This window comes from Burkholderia sp. 22PA0099 (genome assembly GCF_047497165.1).
In the GTDB taxonomy this organism is placed as follows: domain Bacteria; phylum Pseudomonadota; class Gammaproteobacteria; order Burkholderiales; family Burkholderiaceae; genus Burkholderia.
Window position 1 is genome coordinate 1797376 of sequence record NZ_CP163164.1, and the last position, 14027, is coordinate 1811402.

Here is a 14027-nt window from a genome sequence, read left to right on the forward strand (position 1 = left end):
ACCGATCGAGCGCCTCATGAACCCGACTCCGCTTTCCACTCCGCCCGCGCGCAAACCGTTGAGCCTCACGCAGATCGTCGTCGCGACCTCCGCCGGCAATGCGCTCGAATGGTTCGACATCGCGATCTACGCGTTCTTCGCGATCTATATCGGCAAGCACTTCTTCCCGGCGACCAACGAAACGGCTTCGATGCTGCTGACGTTCGGCTCGTTCGGCGCGTCGTACCTGGTGCGCCCGATCGGCGGCGTGGTGCTCGGTGCCTATGCCGACCGGCGCGGCCGCAAGGCGGCGCTGATGGTGTCGGTCATGTTGATGATGATCGGCACCGGCATCATCGCGTTGATTCCCACCTACGCGAGCATCGGGCTGGCCGCGCCGCTCGGCGTGTTCGCCGCGCGGTTGATCCAGGGCTTCTCGGCCGGCGGCGAATTCGGCGCGTCCACCGCGATGCTGATCGAGCATGCGCCGCATCGGCGCGGCTTTCTCGCGAGCTGGCAGTTCGCCACGCAGGGCCTCGCGACGCTGCTGGCCGCATCGTTCGGTTTCGGATTGGCGAAGCTGTTGTCGCCGGCCGATCTGGCCGAGTGGGGGTGGCGTGTGCCGTTTTTCTTCGGCTTGCTGATCGGGCCGCTCGGGCTGTACCTGCGCCGTTTCCTGGAGGACGCGCCCGCGTTCACCGAAGGCGTGCGAACCGAAACGCCGGTGCGCGACGTGTTCTCGAAGCAGAAGAAGATGGTGTTGATTTCGATCGGCGCGCTGACGGTATCCACGGCCGTCAACTACATGCTGCAATACCTGCCGACGTTCGCGATCCGCGAGCTGCATCTGCCGGCCTCGGCCAGCTTCGCGGCCACCATGGCCGGTGGCGTGATCCTCACTGTCGTCACGCCGTTCGCCGGCCATCTGTCCGATCGCATCGGCCGTCTCAAGCAGATGACCGTGGTGGCGGTGCTGTTTCTGTTGAGCGCGTATCCGGCGTTTTCGTATGCCGTGTCGCACGGGTCGGTGCCGGCGTTGTTCGCGCTGGTGGGTTGGCTCGCGCTGCTGAAGTCGATCTACTTCGGCGCGCTGCCCGCGCTGATGTCGGAGATCTTCCCGGCCGCCACCCGTTCGACCGGCATGTCGGTCGGCTACAACGTGGGCGTGACGGTGTTCGGCGGTTTCACGCCGGCCATCGTCACGTGGCTCGTCAGCGCCACGGCGAACCGCAGCGCGCCGAGCTTCTACCTGATGGCCACCGCCATGATCAGCCTCGCCGCGCTCGCGTCGGTCAGCCGCCTGCGGCGGCCGAAGCTCGATCGAGCGGTGGCGGCCTGAGCGGCCTGCCGTCAGCCTTGCATCATTGCGATCACAGCTTGCGACAGCGGATGGCCTTCCTCGCCGAGCCGGTCGATCGCGCCGAAGTGATGGCCGTCGCGCTGGCGCACGATCCGCACGTCGAGGCCGTGCGCGTTCAACCGCGTCTGGTATTCGGCCTGCAGGCGGTGGAACTCGTCCGTCTCGTCGCCGCCCACCGTCAGGATGAACGGCAGCGACGCGGCCGGCAGATGAAATTTCGGGCTGTATTGGGCTACCTCGCGCGCATCGAGCCGCACCGCTTCGTTCAGATAGGACAGCCGGATCGGCTCCAGATCGTAAAGCCCGCTGAGCGCGCACGCGCCCTTGACGATATCGCCCGGTACTTCGTACGGCGCCCAATCGAGGCCGGCCAGCGCGCCCGTCATGTGGCCGCCGGCCGAGCTGCCTGATACGAAGATCGCGTTGCGATCGAAACCGAGCGCGTCGGCATGGCGGTACAGATGCGCGACGGCGAGCGCGTTGTCGCGCACGATGTCGCCCATTCGCACCGACGGCGCGAGCCGGTAGCCCACCACCGCCACGTTGAAGTTCGCCGCCAGATACGGCCGTGCGACAAAGCTGAAATCCGATTTGTCGAGCGACTGCCAGTAGCCGCCGTGGATGAACACCAGCACGGGGCGCCCGCGATCGCGCGCGGGGAAGAAATCGAGCGCCTGCATGTCCGCCGTGCCGTAACGCACTTCTTCATGCACCGCGTGCTCGCGGCGAAACGTGGCGCTCGTCTTGGCCCAACGATCGAAGATCGCCGGATGATCGGGAATGCGCAAGCGCATGTTGTATTGCTTGTCGAGTGCGGCTTGATCGAAGTTGCGGTAAACCAGCATATTCAACCTCATTGGAAACGGTTTGTGGAGCAGTGAGTATGTGGCGTGCTTCACGTCGCAATTCATCGGCGACGTGCGATGGTCTGTGCGAGCGCAAATAACCATCTCGATGAGGCGATGCCCTGTTCTGCAGGCGCGAAAACACTGTTGCGCGAGCTGATCGTGTTGGTGGTCAGGATGCCGGTGGACTACCACGACGAGGGCCGTGATGGCCTGGCTGTCGAACTGCTGTTCCAGGCATTGCGCCCGCGCCGGGTCGAACCGCTGCATCGGCCGCTGGATCGTCGCGACGTGACCGACGCCACCGCGCGCGCCGTTTCGGCGCTATCCGTTCGCGGCCGGCGCACCGCTGCCCGGCCCCGGCCCCCGGTGCGTTCGACCCCCGCCGGTTTCGCTGCCGGGGCCGACACCTGCTGTTTCCGCGACGTCGCGTGGTAAACCGTGTCGGATCAATGCCTTGCGCCGCAGACGCGCAGGTAATCCACAAGTTTGCCAACAGAAACTGTGGACAACCTGGTTGCACCTTGGCGAGGCAGGCACTGCCACATTCGTGACGCATGAGGAAAAAGATAGCGGGATCAAAGGCTTGGGGCGTATTGCCCAAAGAAATCCACAACGTTGCCAACAAAAATTGTGGACAACCTGGGCGGCCGGCGGCGCGAAGGATCGGGCCGGTTTCAAGCGATGCAGCGGCTGGTTCGCGGGATGGATGGGGGTGTCGGGATCGCCCGGCAGGCCTGGCAAGCCGGGCGGCAACCGGTTGCCTGCGCAACCAGCAGGCCGGCGGACTGTTGATTGGAAACGCTTTTTTCTCGACGCGGCTGTCGAAACCGGTCGCCGGACCGGTGCGAAAGCCGCTGCCCAAAGCCGGCATTTTTGAAAATACCCCTATCGAATCAAGGTATTGGCGAGAAGCCATAAAGGATATCCACAAGCTTGCCAACAAAATCTGTGGACAAGATGGCCTGCGGCGCGGCGCCTGTCGAAACCGTCTTTCAAGAGAAAAATCTGATGTTATTCAAGGAATTGGAAAAACCATGCGCAGGTCATCCACAAGCTTGCCAACATTTTCTGTGGATAACTTTCAGGCTGGCTGTGTCGGACACGCCGAGGAACGTCGAAATCGTTTCCAGCACCTTGGCCTTCACCTCGCGATGCGGCACGTGTCCGCCGCCGGGAAATGGCACCACGCAGCACCACGTGCGCGCCGGGCCGGTGGCAAATTCGGCGATGCGCGCCGGGTGACGCGGCCGACGCCGGGATCGCCGCCATCTGGCGGCCGGCAGCGCGTCGGCAGCCGCGCCCGGCCCGGTGTACCATGGGCGCCCGTTTTCCGCCCCTCGCCACGATGCCTGCCGATTTCGACGAACTCGCCGCCCTGATTCGCGCGCAATTCTCCGAGCTGAGTCCGCAGTTCCAGGTGGGCGCGGCGTTCCTGATCGACCATCCGGACGAGGTGGCGGTGTCGTCGATGCGCAAGGTCGCGCAGCGCGCCGAGGTGCAGCCGGCCTCGCTCGTGCGGCTCGCGCAGCAGTTCGGCTTTCCCGGCTGGAACGAGATGCGCGACCTGTTCGTGGCGCGCGTGCGCACGCGCCCCGCGCCGATGACGCAGCGCGCGCGTTCGCTCGTCAAGCCGGGCGGCAAGGCGGCGCTCGCGCACGATCTGCTGGCGGCCCAGCAGCAGAACCTGAGCGGCACGGCCGCACAGAACGCGCGCGCGCTGGCGGACGCGGCGAAGCTGATCCGCCGGGCGCAGCAGGTGCATGTGGCCGGCTTTCGCTCGTGCTATCCGGTCGCGTTCGGTTTTGTCTACGCGTATCGCCTGTTTCGCCCGACCGTCGCGCTGCTGGCCGGCGTGGCCGGCTCGCTCGACATGGAACTGCGCGCGATCTCGAAGCAGAGCGTGACGGTGGTGGTCAGCTTCGCGCCGTATTCGGCCGAGGCGACGCGCGTGGCGACCACCGCGCGCGATCGCGGCAGCAAGGTGGTGGCGATCACCGACAGCGCCGTGTCGCCGATTGCGCTGCTGGCCGACCAGTCGCTGCTGTTCGCGCACGAGAGCCCGTCGTTCTTCCCGTCGCTGGTGGGCGCGCATGCGCTGGCCGAGGCGCTGGTCGCGCAACTGCTGGCACTCGAAGGTGGCGAGGCGGTGGCTGCGCTGGCGCGCGCCGAAGCGGATCTGCACGCGCGTGGTGCCTATTCGGTCTGAAACCGGGAATTCGATACCGGTAACCGGCCACAATAATGTGCAGATATTCGTATCGGCGGTTTTCAGCCCGATTGCGGCGCAATAATCGGATCAAAAAATTCGCGATCCGTTTAAATAAAAGTTTCAAAATCGGCTCAATCGAACGCACGGTAAATGATCGTGTCGACAGCTTCGAAAGGCTTTACTGGCAAGGCTGACAGGTAGGCGAACGCTTTTCTGAAATCGCGCAGAAGAAAGCAAAAAAGATTTCTTGTCTCGGTTTATTTTCGTTGATAGTCTGCTGCAAACCGGTAAGCCGTCGGCTAACCGGAAAGCGACTTTCGAGAGGCCGGGTCATGACAACAGCACACGATATTCGCGTCGCGTCGCCGCGCATCGGCGACGTCGTGACGCTCAAAACCGGCGGTCCGCGCATGACCGTCACGTTCGTCGGCGCGGCCGGCGGCGAAGCCTGGCTGACGTGCCAGTGGTTCGATATCGGCGGCGATTTCTGCCAGCAGCGCTTTGCGTTCGACGAGGTGGTGCGCGAGCCGACCACCATCTCGGCCGGCCGCGCGAGCCTGCGCAGCTTCGGCATGCACGCCGGCTTTGCGTTTTGAGGCGGTTCCGCTGAACTGAACATGCGGTATCGAGGCCGGCATCGGCCTCGCCACGTCACGCACCGATACGCCACGCGCCCGGAAACGGGCGCGTTGTCGTTTACGCGGTCGATCGAGGCAACGGATGCGGGGTGAGCATCGACGAAGGCAGGCACCGCCGGCCGGGCCGCACGCGTAATGCGGCGGCTCGGCCGGGCAGGCCGGATCGTTCGGGTGATGCCAGGCGGAATACGCGGACAGGTGACGCGGGGCGAATGCTACGCGGTCGGGAACGCGGGGTGATCCGGGAGCGGCAACAAGCGACTGCGACTGCGGGTGAGACGTGCGGCGGCGGGAAGGCGGACGCGGGCTGATCGCTGCGTCGGCCAGCCGTTCGACCGGCTCAGCGCGATTCCTGCTTTTCGACCCAGGCTTGCTGGAGCGCGACGCGGCGTTGCACGCGGTCGACCAGGCCGGACTGGAACGTGTTCATGCTGATCGAGTGGCGGGTCTGGACGATTTTGACGGCCAGATTCTTTGCCGGGTTCGGCAGCCGCGCCCAGTAGAGCGTCATCAGCCAGCCGATACCGGTCCAACCGAACAGGGCGTTGAACAGCGCGAGGGTCAGCTTGTCGTGACGGCCGCGACGGTCGGCGATGATCGCCGGCAGAAAGTAGAACGCGATCGCGATTACGGCCCCGACAATCTGAAACAGGATTTTCATCTGCATGGGAGCAACTCCTTCCGTGTTGCAGTGCGACGAAGGCAACTGCAGTGGGACGGATTGTCGCGCTTTTTCAGATGTTGTGCAGGAAACTGATTGTTGCGTTTCCCGTCACGGTGCCTGTCGACCCCTCATCCGGCATTAATCCGTCACCAATTCGAAACCTTCGTCGTACCATCCCGTAATCCCGCCAGGCATAAGCTTGACAGGCCGTTCGAGGCGAGCCAGACGGATCGCCGCGCGGGTCGCGCCGTTGCAATGGGGGCCAGCGCAATAGGTAACGAATATCGATCCGATTGGAAAATCCGATAGCTTCCCTTCGATGATCTTGCGGTGCGGAAGATTGATGGCGCCCCGGATATGCCCGGCGGCGAATTGTTCCGGACTGCGAACGTCGAGCAGGACGAAATCGGTCTGGCCCGATTCGATCGCGTGATGCACGTCCCAGCAATCGGTTTCGAAGCGCAGCGACGCGGAAAAGCGTTCGAGCGCGGTGGCGCTGTCGGCGGCGGGGATTTCGGTGACGTAGGACATGAGGGTTCGGTCTCCTGGGAAAAAACGGTGTCGGAGCCATCAGTATCGCGGTGCGGCGGTTTTGCCAACAGTGGCCGGATCGACAAGTTCCGGTAACATCTCGCCATGCACAATCATCTCGTCGTCGCGCTCGCTTACGACCGCCTCTGTACCTTCGAATTCGGCTGCGTCGTCGAGCTGTTCGCGTTGCAGCGCCCGGAGCTGGAGGTGGACTGGTATCGCTTCGCCGTGTGCGCGGCCGAGTCGGGGCCGATCCGCGCGGCGGGCGGCATCACGATCGCCGCGCCGTACCGGCTCGCGATGCTCGATCGTGCCGACACGATCGTGATCCCCGGCTGGCGCGATCCCGACGAGCTTCCGCCCGAGCCGTTGCTGCGCAAGCTGCGCGCGGCCCACCGGCGCGGTGCGCGGCTTTGCTCGATCTGTTCGGGGGTGTTCGTGCTGGCGGCGGCCGGCGTGCTCGACGGGCTGACCGTGACGACCCATTGGCGCTATGTCGAACGGCTGCGCGCGCGCTATCCGTCGCTGAACGTGAATCCCGATGCGTTGTACGTGGACGAAGGCGCGATCGTCACGTCGGCCGGCTCGGCGGCGGGCCTCGACATGCTGATGCACCTGGTGCGGCGCGACCATGGCAGCGCGATCGCCAACCGCGTTGCGCAGCGGCTCGTGCTGCCGCCGCATCGCGACGGCGGGCAGGCGCAGTTCGTGCCGCGGCCGGTCGCGCCCGACGGCCAGGATCGCCTCGCACGCCTGATCGACTGGATGCGCGAGCACGCCGCCGAGCCGCACACGCTCGCGTCGCTGGCCGAGCGTGTGGCCATGAGCCCGCGCACGCTGCAGCGGCAGTTTCGCGACACCACGGGGCTGGCGCCGTATGCGTGGCTGATCCGCGAGCGGGTGGGCGTTGCGAAGGAAATGCTGGAGGCGAACCCGGCGCTGCCGCTCGCGCAGCTCGCCGCGCTGGCCGGCTTCGGCTCGGAGGAATCGCTGCGCCGCCATTTCCGGCGCATCGCGGCCGTCAGCCCGGCGGCTTACCGGCGCGGTTTCGACGCGAGTTAGCGGGCGGCGGCCGACGCGGGCAGCACGCAATTCGGGCCGATCCCTGCGCGGCCGCGCTCGCCGGCTTTCGTGGCGTCCGCCCCCGCCGCGCACCACCCCATCGGCGCTATCATCGACACTTTCGTCCCCACCGGTTTCCCTCACGACCATGACGACTGCCGCCGATACCGCCATCGATCACGATCGCCTCGACGATTTCATCGAGCGCAAATGGAATGACGAGATCATTCATCAACTGACCGACTACATCGCGATTCCCGCCAAGAGCCCTGCGTTCGATCCCGCCTGGGACGCGCACGGCCTGCTCGAACGCGTGGTGGTGGACGCCGCGCGCTGGGCCGAGCGGCAACCGGTGCGCGGGCTGACGGTGGAGATCGTGCGCCTGCCGGGCCGCACGCCGGTGATCTTCTTCGACGCACCGGCCACGCGCTCGGGTACCCGCGACACGATCCTGCTCTACGGCCATCTCGACAAGCAACCCGAATTCGACGGCTGGCGTGCCGACCTCGGCCCGTGGACGCCGAAGTACGAGGGCGGCAAGCTCTACGGCCGTGGCGGCGCCGATGACGGCTACGCGATCTACGCGAGCCTGACCGCGCTGGCCGCGCTCGACGCGCAGGGCATCGAGCGGCCGCGCTGCGTCGGCCTGATCGAAACCTGCGAGGAATCGGGCAGCTACGATTTGCTGCCCTACGTGGATGTGCTGCGCGAGCGGCTCGGGCAGGTCGGCCTGGTGGTGTGTCTCGATTCGGGCGCGGGCAATTACGATCAGCTCTGGCTGACCACCTCGTTGCGCGGGCTGGTGTCGGGCGACCTGCAGGTGGAAGTGCTCGACGAAGGCCTGCATTCGGGCGTGTTCGGCGGTATCGCGCCGTCGAGCTTTCGCATCATGCGGCAACTGTTCGAGCGGCTCGAGGATGCGGCCACCGGCAACCTGCTGCCGCAGGTGTTCCATTGCGAAGTGCCGGTGAGCCGGCTGCGCGAGACCGATGCGGCGGCCGGCATTCTCGGTGACCTGGTGTGGAAGGGCCTGCCCTGGGCCTGCGGCCAGGACGGCCGCCCGGTGCTGCCGACCACCACCGATCCGCGCGAGGCACTGCTCAATTCGACGTGGCGGCCGTCGCTGGCCGTGACCGGCGCGGCCGGCCTGCCGCCGCTGGAGAACGCGGGCAACGTGCTGCGTCCGAAGACGGTGTTCAAGCTGTCGCTGCGGCTGCCGCCGCTGGTCGATGCGGCACAGGCCGTGCAGGAATTGAAGCGTCTGCTCGAACTCGACGCGCCCTACAACGCCAAGGTCACGTTCCGCCCGGACCCGGGCGCAGCTACCGGCTGGAACGCGCCCGATCTCGCGCCGTGGCTGGCCGATTCGCTCGATGCCGCGTCGCGTCGCCACTTCGGCGCCGATTGCGCGTACATGGGCCTCGGCGGCACGATTCCGCTGATGAACGTGTTGCAGGCCGGCTTCCCGAAGGCGCAATTCATGGTGTGCGGCGTGCTCGGGCCGAAGTCGAACGCGCATGGGCCGAATGAATTTCTTCATGTGCCGTACGCGAAGAAGTTGACCGCGGCGGCGGCCGATATTATTGCCGCAGTGCGTTGAGGCGCGCTGCCGTGAGTTGAGGCACGCCGCCGTATGCTGAGGCGCGCTGCCGTGTGTTCAGGCAGGCTGCGGTGCGTTGAGGTGTGCCGTCGAGCATTGAGGCGTGCCGCCGTACGCCGAGGCGCGCTGCCGTGCGTCAAGGCAGGCCGCCGTGAGTTGAGGCGCGCTGATGTACGCCGCCGTGCATTGCGCTATGCCCCTGTGCATGGCGGTGCGCCGCGATCCCGAAATCGCTCCGGCAGCGCGGCGCGCCTACAATACGCGCTTTCGATTTTGCGGAGCACCGTCATGACCGAGCAGGAAGCCGAACAACTTGCGACCCACCGCCATTACAAGGGCGGCCTCTATCGTGTGGTCGGCGTCGCGCGCCATTCCGAAACCGAGGAATCGGTGGTCGTCTACGAACACCTGTGGCCGCATGCGCGCGGCCTGTGGGTGCGGCCCGAGACGATGTTCAACGAATCGCTGGCCGATGGCACGCCGCGCTTTCGCGCGCTGAAGCAGGGCTGACGCACGACGCCGCCGCGTCGATCGTCTCGGTCGCGGCGGCGGCGTTCAGCGCGCCAGCAACGCCGCTTTCAATTCGCGCGGCGCAACACCCACCGCCAATTCCGGCGTGCCGTGCCAGTCGGCGAGCTTGCGCACCGCGCGCACCACGTCGCCGATCATCCCCGCGCCGAGCCGCACGTCCGGCTCCAGATGCACCGCCTTCAGTTCGAACACGCCCTGCGCGCGATGCGCCTTGGCGTCGACGCGCCCGATCAGCCTGCCGCGATGCAGGATCGGCAGGCAGAAGTAGCCGTAGCGGCGCTTCGCGGCGGGCGTGTAGCACTCGATCGTGTAGTCGAAGCCGAATAGCGCCGACGCGCGCCGGCGGTCCCACACCACCGGATCGAACGGCGAAAGCAGTGTGGTGACCGAGGGGCGCAGCGTGCCGTCGTCGGCGCGCGCCAGCAGGTCGGCCAGCTCGCGATGCACGAACGCCTGCTCCTTCCAGCCTTCGACCGTTACCGGCAGCAGTTCGCCGGCATCGGCCAGCGCGTGCAGCTCGTCGCGATAGGCGCGCTTCGGCAGCCGATAGTAATCGGCCACCCAGTCGGCGCGCACGATGCCGAGCGCGCGGCAGGTCTGGTCCAGCAGTTGCGGCAGCACCTGTTCGCGCGAGGGCAGGTCGCGCGCGTCGTCCCAATGCGGCAGCACGCGTTCGAGCACGTCGTAGACGCGCTGGAAATTCTGGCGCGCCGCTACCATCAACTGGCCGGTCGAGAACAGCACCTCCAGGTGGCGCTTCTCCGGCTTCCAGTCCCACCAGCCTGCGCCCTTCGCGCCGTCCTCGCGCACGAAATCGGACGAGCGCACCGGCCCGCCCATGCGCACTTGCGCGAGCAGCGTGTCGATCGCGTCGCGATGCGTGTCGTGCCATGCCGACGCGTATTTCCAGCCCATGCCGACCGGGTTCAGCATCTTGTGACGCATCAGCCCGAAGCTCTCGATCGGCAGGAAGCAGGCCTCGTGCGACCAGTATTCGAACAGGCTCGCCTCGGCCAGATGCTCGTCGAGCCAGCGCTGCTCGTAAGGCCCGAGCCGGCTGAACAGCACGAGATAGGGGCTGCGCGCGACCACGTGGATCGTGTCGATCTGCAGTTGCGCCATGCGGCGAATGGCGTCGAGCACGTCGGCCTTCACGGCCTTGCAGCGCGGCGGCGCGAGCAGGCCCTGCGCGGCGAGATGCAGCGAACGGGCGGCGTTGAGGGAGAGGGTGGGCGACACGGGCGAGCGGGGCAGGGAGCGAACGGAAGGCCACTCTAGCGCGATTCTCGGCGCTTCGCCGGGCATGCGCGATGGTGCGGCGCATCGGGTATCGGGTCAGGCAGCGGACTCGCGAGATCGACGAAACACCCATGTTCCGCGCGGCCTGCGCTGGTCATGACACGATTCGGCCACACTTATCACAATCGTTGACACATCGGCGCGGCGAGTTTCCCTATAGTTGCTTCCACGCCGTGACAACTGATCGTCACAGGTTTTGCTCCCGACGCACATATGTCCATGGCACGCAGGGAGCGAATCCGGGCGACGCGATTCGTCGCCGAACCCGGAGAATTAATTCGCGCGGGCATCTGCCCGGCCTTCGGGCCGATGTGGATGTCCGCCGATTTCTTTTGGGCTTGCGAATGATGCGCGGTGTGCGCGGCGTGTGCTGCCTGGCCTTCTCCGATTTTCCGAGGACGGCTGGCCATTCGGGCTCGGCGGTTGCCGAACCCCATCAATTGCGCCATGCGCTGAAGCCTGCGTCGGGACGGCCGCTCGTTGAAACTCATTCAGATGCTGATTGGCGTTTCGAGCCCGTCTACCGCCAAGAACCATCATCGATGGCGACCCGGTTCGCCTGTCGTTGATCGAAAGTGGGGTGATCTGATGGCCACGACACCACTGCCAATCCACTCGCAGCAGGAATTTTGAGGGACGCGATTCAGCGACCTGGATCGGCTCGCACCGGCTGGCACTCGCGATTTTCGACCGTTGCTCGAAGTAGCCTGATCCTACGTCATCGAGATTTTGATGTGGGATGCAGGTAAATCGCGATATGCCACCCGGTGGCGGTATATATTGAAGCCCAATGAATATCGCTTCGAGAAGCACATGCCGAATCAAACTGCAGCGCTCCTGAACACGATCGACGCCGACAAGGCAACGCTCGACGCTGCCCGCCCGCTACCGCAGCACACGGTTGCCTCGCTGCGCGAAAAGTTGTTCCTGGAATGGACCTATCACTCGAACGCGATCGAAGGCAACACGCTGACGCTGCGGGAAACCAAGGTGGTGCTCGAAGGCATCACGGTCGGCGGCAAGTCCCTTCGCGAGCACTTCGAGGCGACGAACCACCGCGACGCGATTGTCTATGTCGAGGACATCGTGTCAAAGGCGGAAACCCTGTCGGAATGGCAGATCCGCAACATCCACAGTCTGGTGCTGAAAGGTATCGACGCCGAAGAGGCGGGCCGGTATCGCCGCGAGAACGTCGTGATCGCGGGCGCGAGCACGACCCCGCCTGACTTCATGCATTTGCCTGCCGAAATGGCCGCACTGATCGACTGGTACGAGGCGACCGGCATCATTCATCCGGTCGAACGGGCGGCGGAGCTGCACACGCGATTTGTGAAGATCCATCCGTTTGTCGACGGCAATGGGCGGACCGGACGGCTGTTGCTCAACTTCGAGTTGATGAAGGCGGGCTATCCGCCCGGGATCATCCGCAAAGAAGATCGGCTCGCTTACTACGATTCGCTCGACAAAGCTTGCGTCAGCGGCGATTACGGCGACATCACGCGCTTGGTCGCGGAATCAGTGCAGCGCTCGCTCGACACGTATCTCGATGTGCTTGGGTTGCGTCATGTCCCGTCACCGGATGCGGCTCCGCCGTCGCCGGGTTTTCGGATGTAACGGAAGAAAACAGGGGTGATGTCCTTTGTCCGGGTGCAGCGCGCGGCTGAGGGCGGCCACCGGTTCCTGCGACAATTCACCAGCACGTCTCGCTCGTCGGCACACCGAATGAAAAGCGCGGCATCGTAATCCTTCCACCCGACCGATACCGCGACCGGCTCAGTCGCCGAGACCCTGAACACGCGCCACATTCCTGTCGTTAATGCCGCCTGACGCGCATCGTGGCCCGCCCGATCACCCGCGCTTGCCGCGCGCGATCTCGTCGCCGGCATTCGGCGCGAGGCGCCGCGTGATCGGAATCGACGCGAACGAGCACAGCCCCACCACCAGGAACGCGGGCCAGAAATCCGACCACTGCACCGTGGGGTGGCCGCGCAGCGCCGCCGACATGTGCAGCACGAGGCCGGCCACCGTTACGCCGAGGCCCAGCGACATCTGCTGGACCACGCTGCCGAGGCTGGTGGCGCGGCCGATATCGCGCGGCGACATTTCGGCGTAGATCACCGAGTTCAGGCTGGTGAACTGCAGCGCCGGGAAGATCCCGCCGATCAGCACGATCACCCAGATCACCCACACGGCCATGCCCGGATGGAACGTGCCGTACATGATGATCGCGAGGCCGGCCAGCGCGGCGTTCACCATCAACACCCGACGGAACCCGTAGCGGCGCAGCAGCCGTTGCGACAGCAGCCGCGAAACGGTGCCGCCCACGGCCGACGCGCAGGTGATCAGCCCCGATTCGAACGCGCTCATGCCGAGCCCTTCCTGCAGCGTCAGCGGCAGCAGGAACGGCACCGCGCCGAGCCCGATGCGGAACAGCGAGCCACCCACCACGCTCGCGTGATAGGTGGGAATCTTGAGGAAGCGCAGCTCCAGCACCGGCAGCGTGGCGCGCCGCGCGTGGAGCACGTAGATGCCGAGCAGCAGCGCGCCGGCCACGCTCATCAGGAACGCGTCGCGTGGGCTGAGCAGCGAGCCGTCGAGCATCGTCAGCCCCATCAGCAGCAGCGCCGCACCGGCCGCCGACAGCAGGAAGCCGAGCCAGTCGAGCGGGCCGGGGTTCGCCTCGTGCGTGTTCGCGATGTACTTGTTGGCGAGGTAGATGCCGTAGATGCCGACCGGCACATTGATGAAGAAGATCAGGCGCCAGTGCAGGTAGGTGGTCAGGAAGCCGCCGAGCAGCGGACCCAATGCCGGGCCGAACAGTGCGGGCACGGTCAGGTAGTTCATCGCGCGGATCAGGTCCGAGCGCGGCACGGCACGGAAGATGATGATGCGGCCCACCGGCACCATCATCGCGCCGCCCACGCCCTGCACGAAGCGCGCGAACGTGAGCAGTTCGAGGTTGGTGGAGGCCGCGCACATCAGCGAGCCCACCACGAAGATGCCGATCGCAGTGCGAAACACCGTGCGTGCGCCGTAGCGGTCGGCCAGCCAGCCGCAGATCGGAATGAACACGCCGAGGCCCACCACGTAGGCGGTGATCGCGATATTGAGCGTGACGGGGCTGTGACCGAAGGCGTGCGCCATCGCCGGCAAGGCGGTGACGATGATGTTGGCGTCCACCGTTTCCATGAACAACGCGCAAGCGACGATCAGCGGTGCGATGAAGGGATGGACTGCGAGCGGCATGGGGAATCGGCGCGCGGTAAAGCGGCCATTATTGCATCGAACCCGGCGCCGGCGTTAGTG

Annotated in this window: 15 protein-coding genes; 9 read left to right on the top strand and 6 right to left on the bottom strand. The window is 65.7% G+C overall.

The features are described from left to right. Nucleotides 1–16: 16 nt before the first annotated feature. Nucleotides 17–1318 carry an MFS transporter gene (locus AB4851_RS07900; protein ID WP_414446713.1) on the top strand — a complete coding sequence of 434 codons (1302 nt, stop codon included), beginning with the start codon at nucleotides 17–19 and terminating at the stop codon, nucleotides 1316–1318. A gap of 11 nt (nucleotides 1319–1329) precedes the next feature. Here AB4851_RS07900 and AB4851_RS07905 read toward each other — a convergent pair whose 3' ends face one another. After that, nucleotides 1330–2184, bottom strand: coding sequence for an alpha/beta hydrolase (locus tag AB4851_RS07905; protein ID WP_414446714.1), 855 nt, complete (start codon nucleotides 2182–2184; stop codon nucleotides 1330–1332). A 147-nt stretch (nucleotides 2185–2331) separates the two neighbouring features. Here AB4851_RS07905 and AB4851_RS07910 point away from each other — a divergent pair, with 147 nt between their 5' ends. From AB4851_RS07910 to AB4851_RS07925, 4 genes are all read left to right on the top strand, one after another. After that, a complete protein-coding gene (locus AB4851_RS07910) occupies nucleotides 2332–2622 on the top strand; it encodes a hypothetical protein (RefSeq protein ID WP_414446715.1) in 291 nt (96 codons plus the stop codon). A 498-nt stretch (nucleotides 2623–3120) separates the two neighbouring features. Beyond that, nucleotides 3121–3429, top strand: coding sequence for a hypothetical protein (locus AB4851_RS07915; RefSeq protein WP_414446716.1), 309 nt, complete (start codon nucleotides 3121–3123; stop codon nucleotides 3427–3429). A gap of 103 nt (nucleotides 3430–3532) precedes the next feature. Beyond that, nucleotides 3533–4393 carry a MurR/RpiR family transcriptional regulator gene (locus AB4851_RS07920; RefSeq protein ID WP_414442019.1) on the top strand — a complete coding sequence of 287 codons (861 nt, stop codon included), beginning with the start codon at nucleotides 3533–3535 and terminating at the stop codon, nucleotides 4391–4393. Between the two features lie 335 nt (nucleotides 4394–4728). Then, complete coding sequence (locus AB4851_RS07925; protein WP_414440041.1) at nucleotides 4729–4992, top strand: YodC family protein; 264 nt, start codon at nucleotides 4729–4731, stop codon at nucleotides 4990–4992. Between the two features lie 382 nt (nucleotides 4993–5374). Here the strand turns inward: AB4851_RS07925 and AB4851_RS07930 are convergent, their stop codons facing one another. Together AB4851_RS07930 and AB4851_RS07935 are read right to left on the bottom strand one after the other, a co-directional pair. Further along, a complete protein-coding gene (locus tag AB4851_RS07930) occupies nucleotides 5375–5701 on the bottom strand; it encodes a superinfection immunity protein (RefSeq protein WP_414440040.1) in 327 nt (108 codons plus the stop codon). Nucleotides 5702–5836: 135 nt separating this feature from the next. Next, nucleotides 5837–6229, bottom strand: a complete 393-nt coding sequence (locus AB4851_RS07935; RefSeq protein ID WP_414440039.1) for a rhodanese-like domain-containing protein — start codon at nucleotides 6227–6229, stop codon at nucleotides 5837–5839. Nucleotides 6230–6334: 105 nt separating this feature from the next. Between AB4851_RS07935 and ftrA the strand changes: the two genes are divergently transcribed. The 3 genes from ftrA to AB4851_RS07950 all read left to right on the top strand — a co-directional run bounded on the left by ftrA (nucleotide 6335) and on the right by AB4851_RS07950 (nucleotide 9401). Further along, nucleotides 6335–7291 carry a transcriptional regulator FtrA gene (gene ftrA, locus AB4851_RS07940; protein WP_414446717.1) on the top strand — a complete coding sequence of 319 codons (957 nt, stop codon included), beginning with the start codon at nucleotides 6335–6337 and terminating at the stop codon, nucleotides 7289–7291. A 148-nt stretch (nucleotides 7292–7439) separates the two neighbouring features. Then, complete coding sequence (locus AB4851_RS07945) at nucleotides 7440–8891, top strand: M20/M25/M40 family metallo-hydrolase (RefSeq protein ID WP_414446718.1); 1452 nt, start codon at nucleotides 7440–7442, stop codon at nucleotides 8889–8891. A 288-nt stretch (nucleotides 8892–9179) separates the two neighbouring features. Then, nucleotides 9180–9401 carry a DUF1653 domain-containing protein gene (locus AB4851_RS07950; RefSeq protein WP_414440036.1) on the top strand — a complete coding sequence of 74 codons (222 nt, stop codon included), beginning with the start codon at nucleotides 9180–9182 and terminating at the stop codon, nucleotides 9399–9401. 45 nt (nucleotides 9402–9446) lie between these two features. Here AB4851_RS07950 and AB4851_RS07955 read toward each other — a convergent pair whose 3' ends face one another. Together AB4851_RS07955 and AB4851_RS07960 are read right to left on the bottom strand one after the other, a co-directional pair. Beyond that, nucleotides 9447–10661 carry a winged helix-turn-helix domain-containing protein gene (locus AB4851_RS07955; protein ID WP_414446719.1) on the bottom strand — a complete coding sequence of 405 codons (1215 nt, stop codon included), beginning with the start codon at nucleotides 10659–10661 and terminating at the stop codon, nucleotides 9447–9449. Between the two features lie 179 nt (nucleotides 10662–10840). Further along, nucleotides 10841–11212, bottom strand: coding sequence for a hypothetical protein (locus tag AB4851_RS07960; RefSeq protein ID WP_414446720.1), 372 nt, complete (start codon nucleotides 11210–11212; stop codon nucleotides 10841–10843). A gap of 322 nt (nucleotides 11213–11534) precedes the next feature. Between AB4851_RS07960 and AB4851_RS07965 the strand changes: the two genes are divergently transcribed. Beyond that, a complete protein-coding gene (locus tag AB4851_RS07965; protein ID WP_414446721.1) occupies nucleotides 11535–12335 on the top strand; it encodes a Fic family protein in 801 nt (266 codons plus the stop codon). 234 nt (nucleotides 12336–12569) lie between these two features. On the opposite strand, the gene AB4851_RS07970 is transcribed toward AB4851_RS07965, so the two are convergent. After that, entirely contained in the window at nucleotides 12570–13967 is a 1398-nt protein-coding gene (locus AB4851_RS07970) for an MFS transporter (protein ID WP_414446722.1), read from the bottom strand. Nucleotides 13968–14027: the final 60 nt, after the last annotated feature.

Bases quoted from the DNA above. Each gene is read 5' to 3' on its own strand.
- AB4851_RS07945 (WP_414446718.1), top strand. From the start codon at position 7,440: ATGACGACTGCCGCCGATACCGCCATCGATCACGATCGCCTCGACGAT.
- ftrA (WP_414446717.1), top strand. From the start codon at position 6,335: ATGCACAATCATCTCGTCGTCGCGCTCGCTTACGACCGCCTCTGTACC.
- AB4851_RS07920 (WP_414442019.1), top strand. From the start codon at position 3,533: ATGCCTGCCGATTTCGACGAACTCGCCGCCCTGATTCGCGCGCAATTC.
- AB4851_RS07905 (WP_414446714.1), bottom strand. From the start codon at position 2,184: ATGCTGGTTTACCGCAACTTCGATCAAGCCGCACTCGACAAGCAATAC.
- AB4851_RS07970 (WP_414446722.1), bottom strand. From the start codon at position 13,967: ATGCCGCTCGCAGTCCATCCCTTCATCGCACCGCTGATCGTCGCTTGC.
- AB4851_RS07965 (WP_414446721.1), top strand. From the start codon at position 11,535: ATGCCGAATCAAACTGCAGCGCTCCTGAACACGATCGACGCCGACAAG.
- AB4851_RS07900 (WP_414446713.1), top strand. From the start codon at position 17: ATGAACCCGACTCCGCTTTCCACTCCGCCCGCGCGCAAACCGTTGAGC.
- AB4851_RS07935 (WP_414440039.1), bottom strand. From the start codon at position 6,229: ATGTCCTACGTCACCGAAATCCCCGCCGCCGACAGCGCCACCGCGCTC.
- AB4851_RS07930 (WP_414440040.1), bottom strand. From the start codon at position 5,701: ATGCAGATGAAAATCCTGTTTCAGATTGTCGGGGCCGTAATCGCGATC.
- AB4851_RS07925 (WP_414440041.1), top strand. From the start codon at position 4,729: ATGACAACAGCACACGATATTCGCGTCGCGTCGCCGCGCATCGGCGAC.
- AB4851_RS07950 (WP_414440036.1), top strand. From the start codon at position 9,180: ATGACCGAGCAGGAAGCCGAACAACTTGCGACCCACCGCCATTACAAG.
- AB4851_RS07960 (WP_414446720.1), bottom strand. From the start codon at position 11,212: ATGAGTTTCAACGAGCGGCCGTCCCGACGCAGGCTTCAGCGCATGGCG.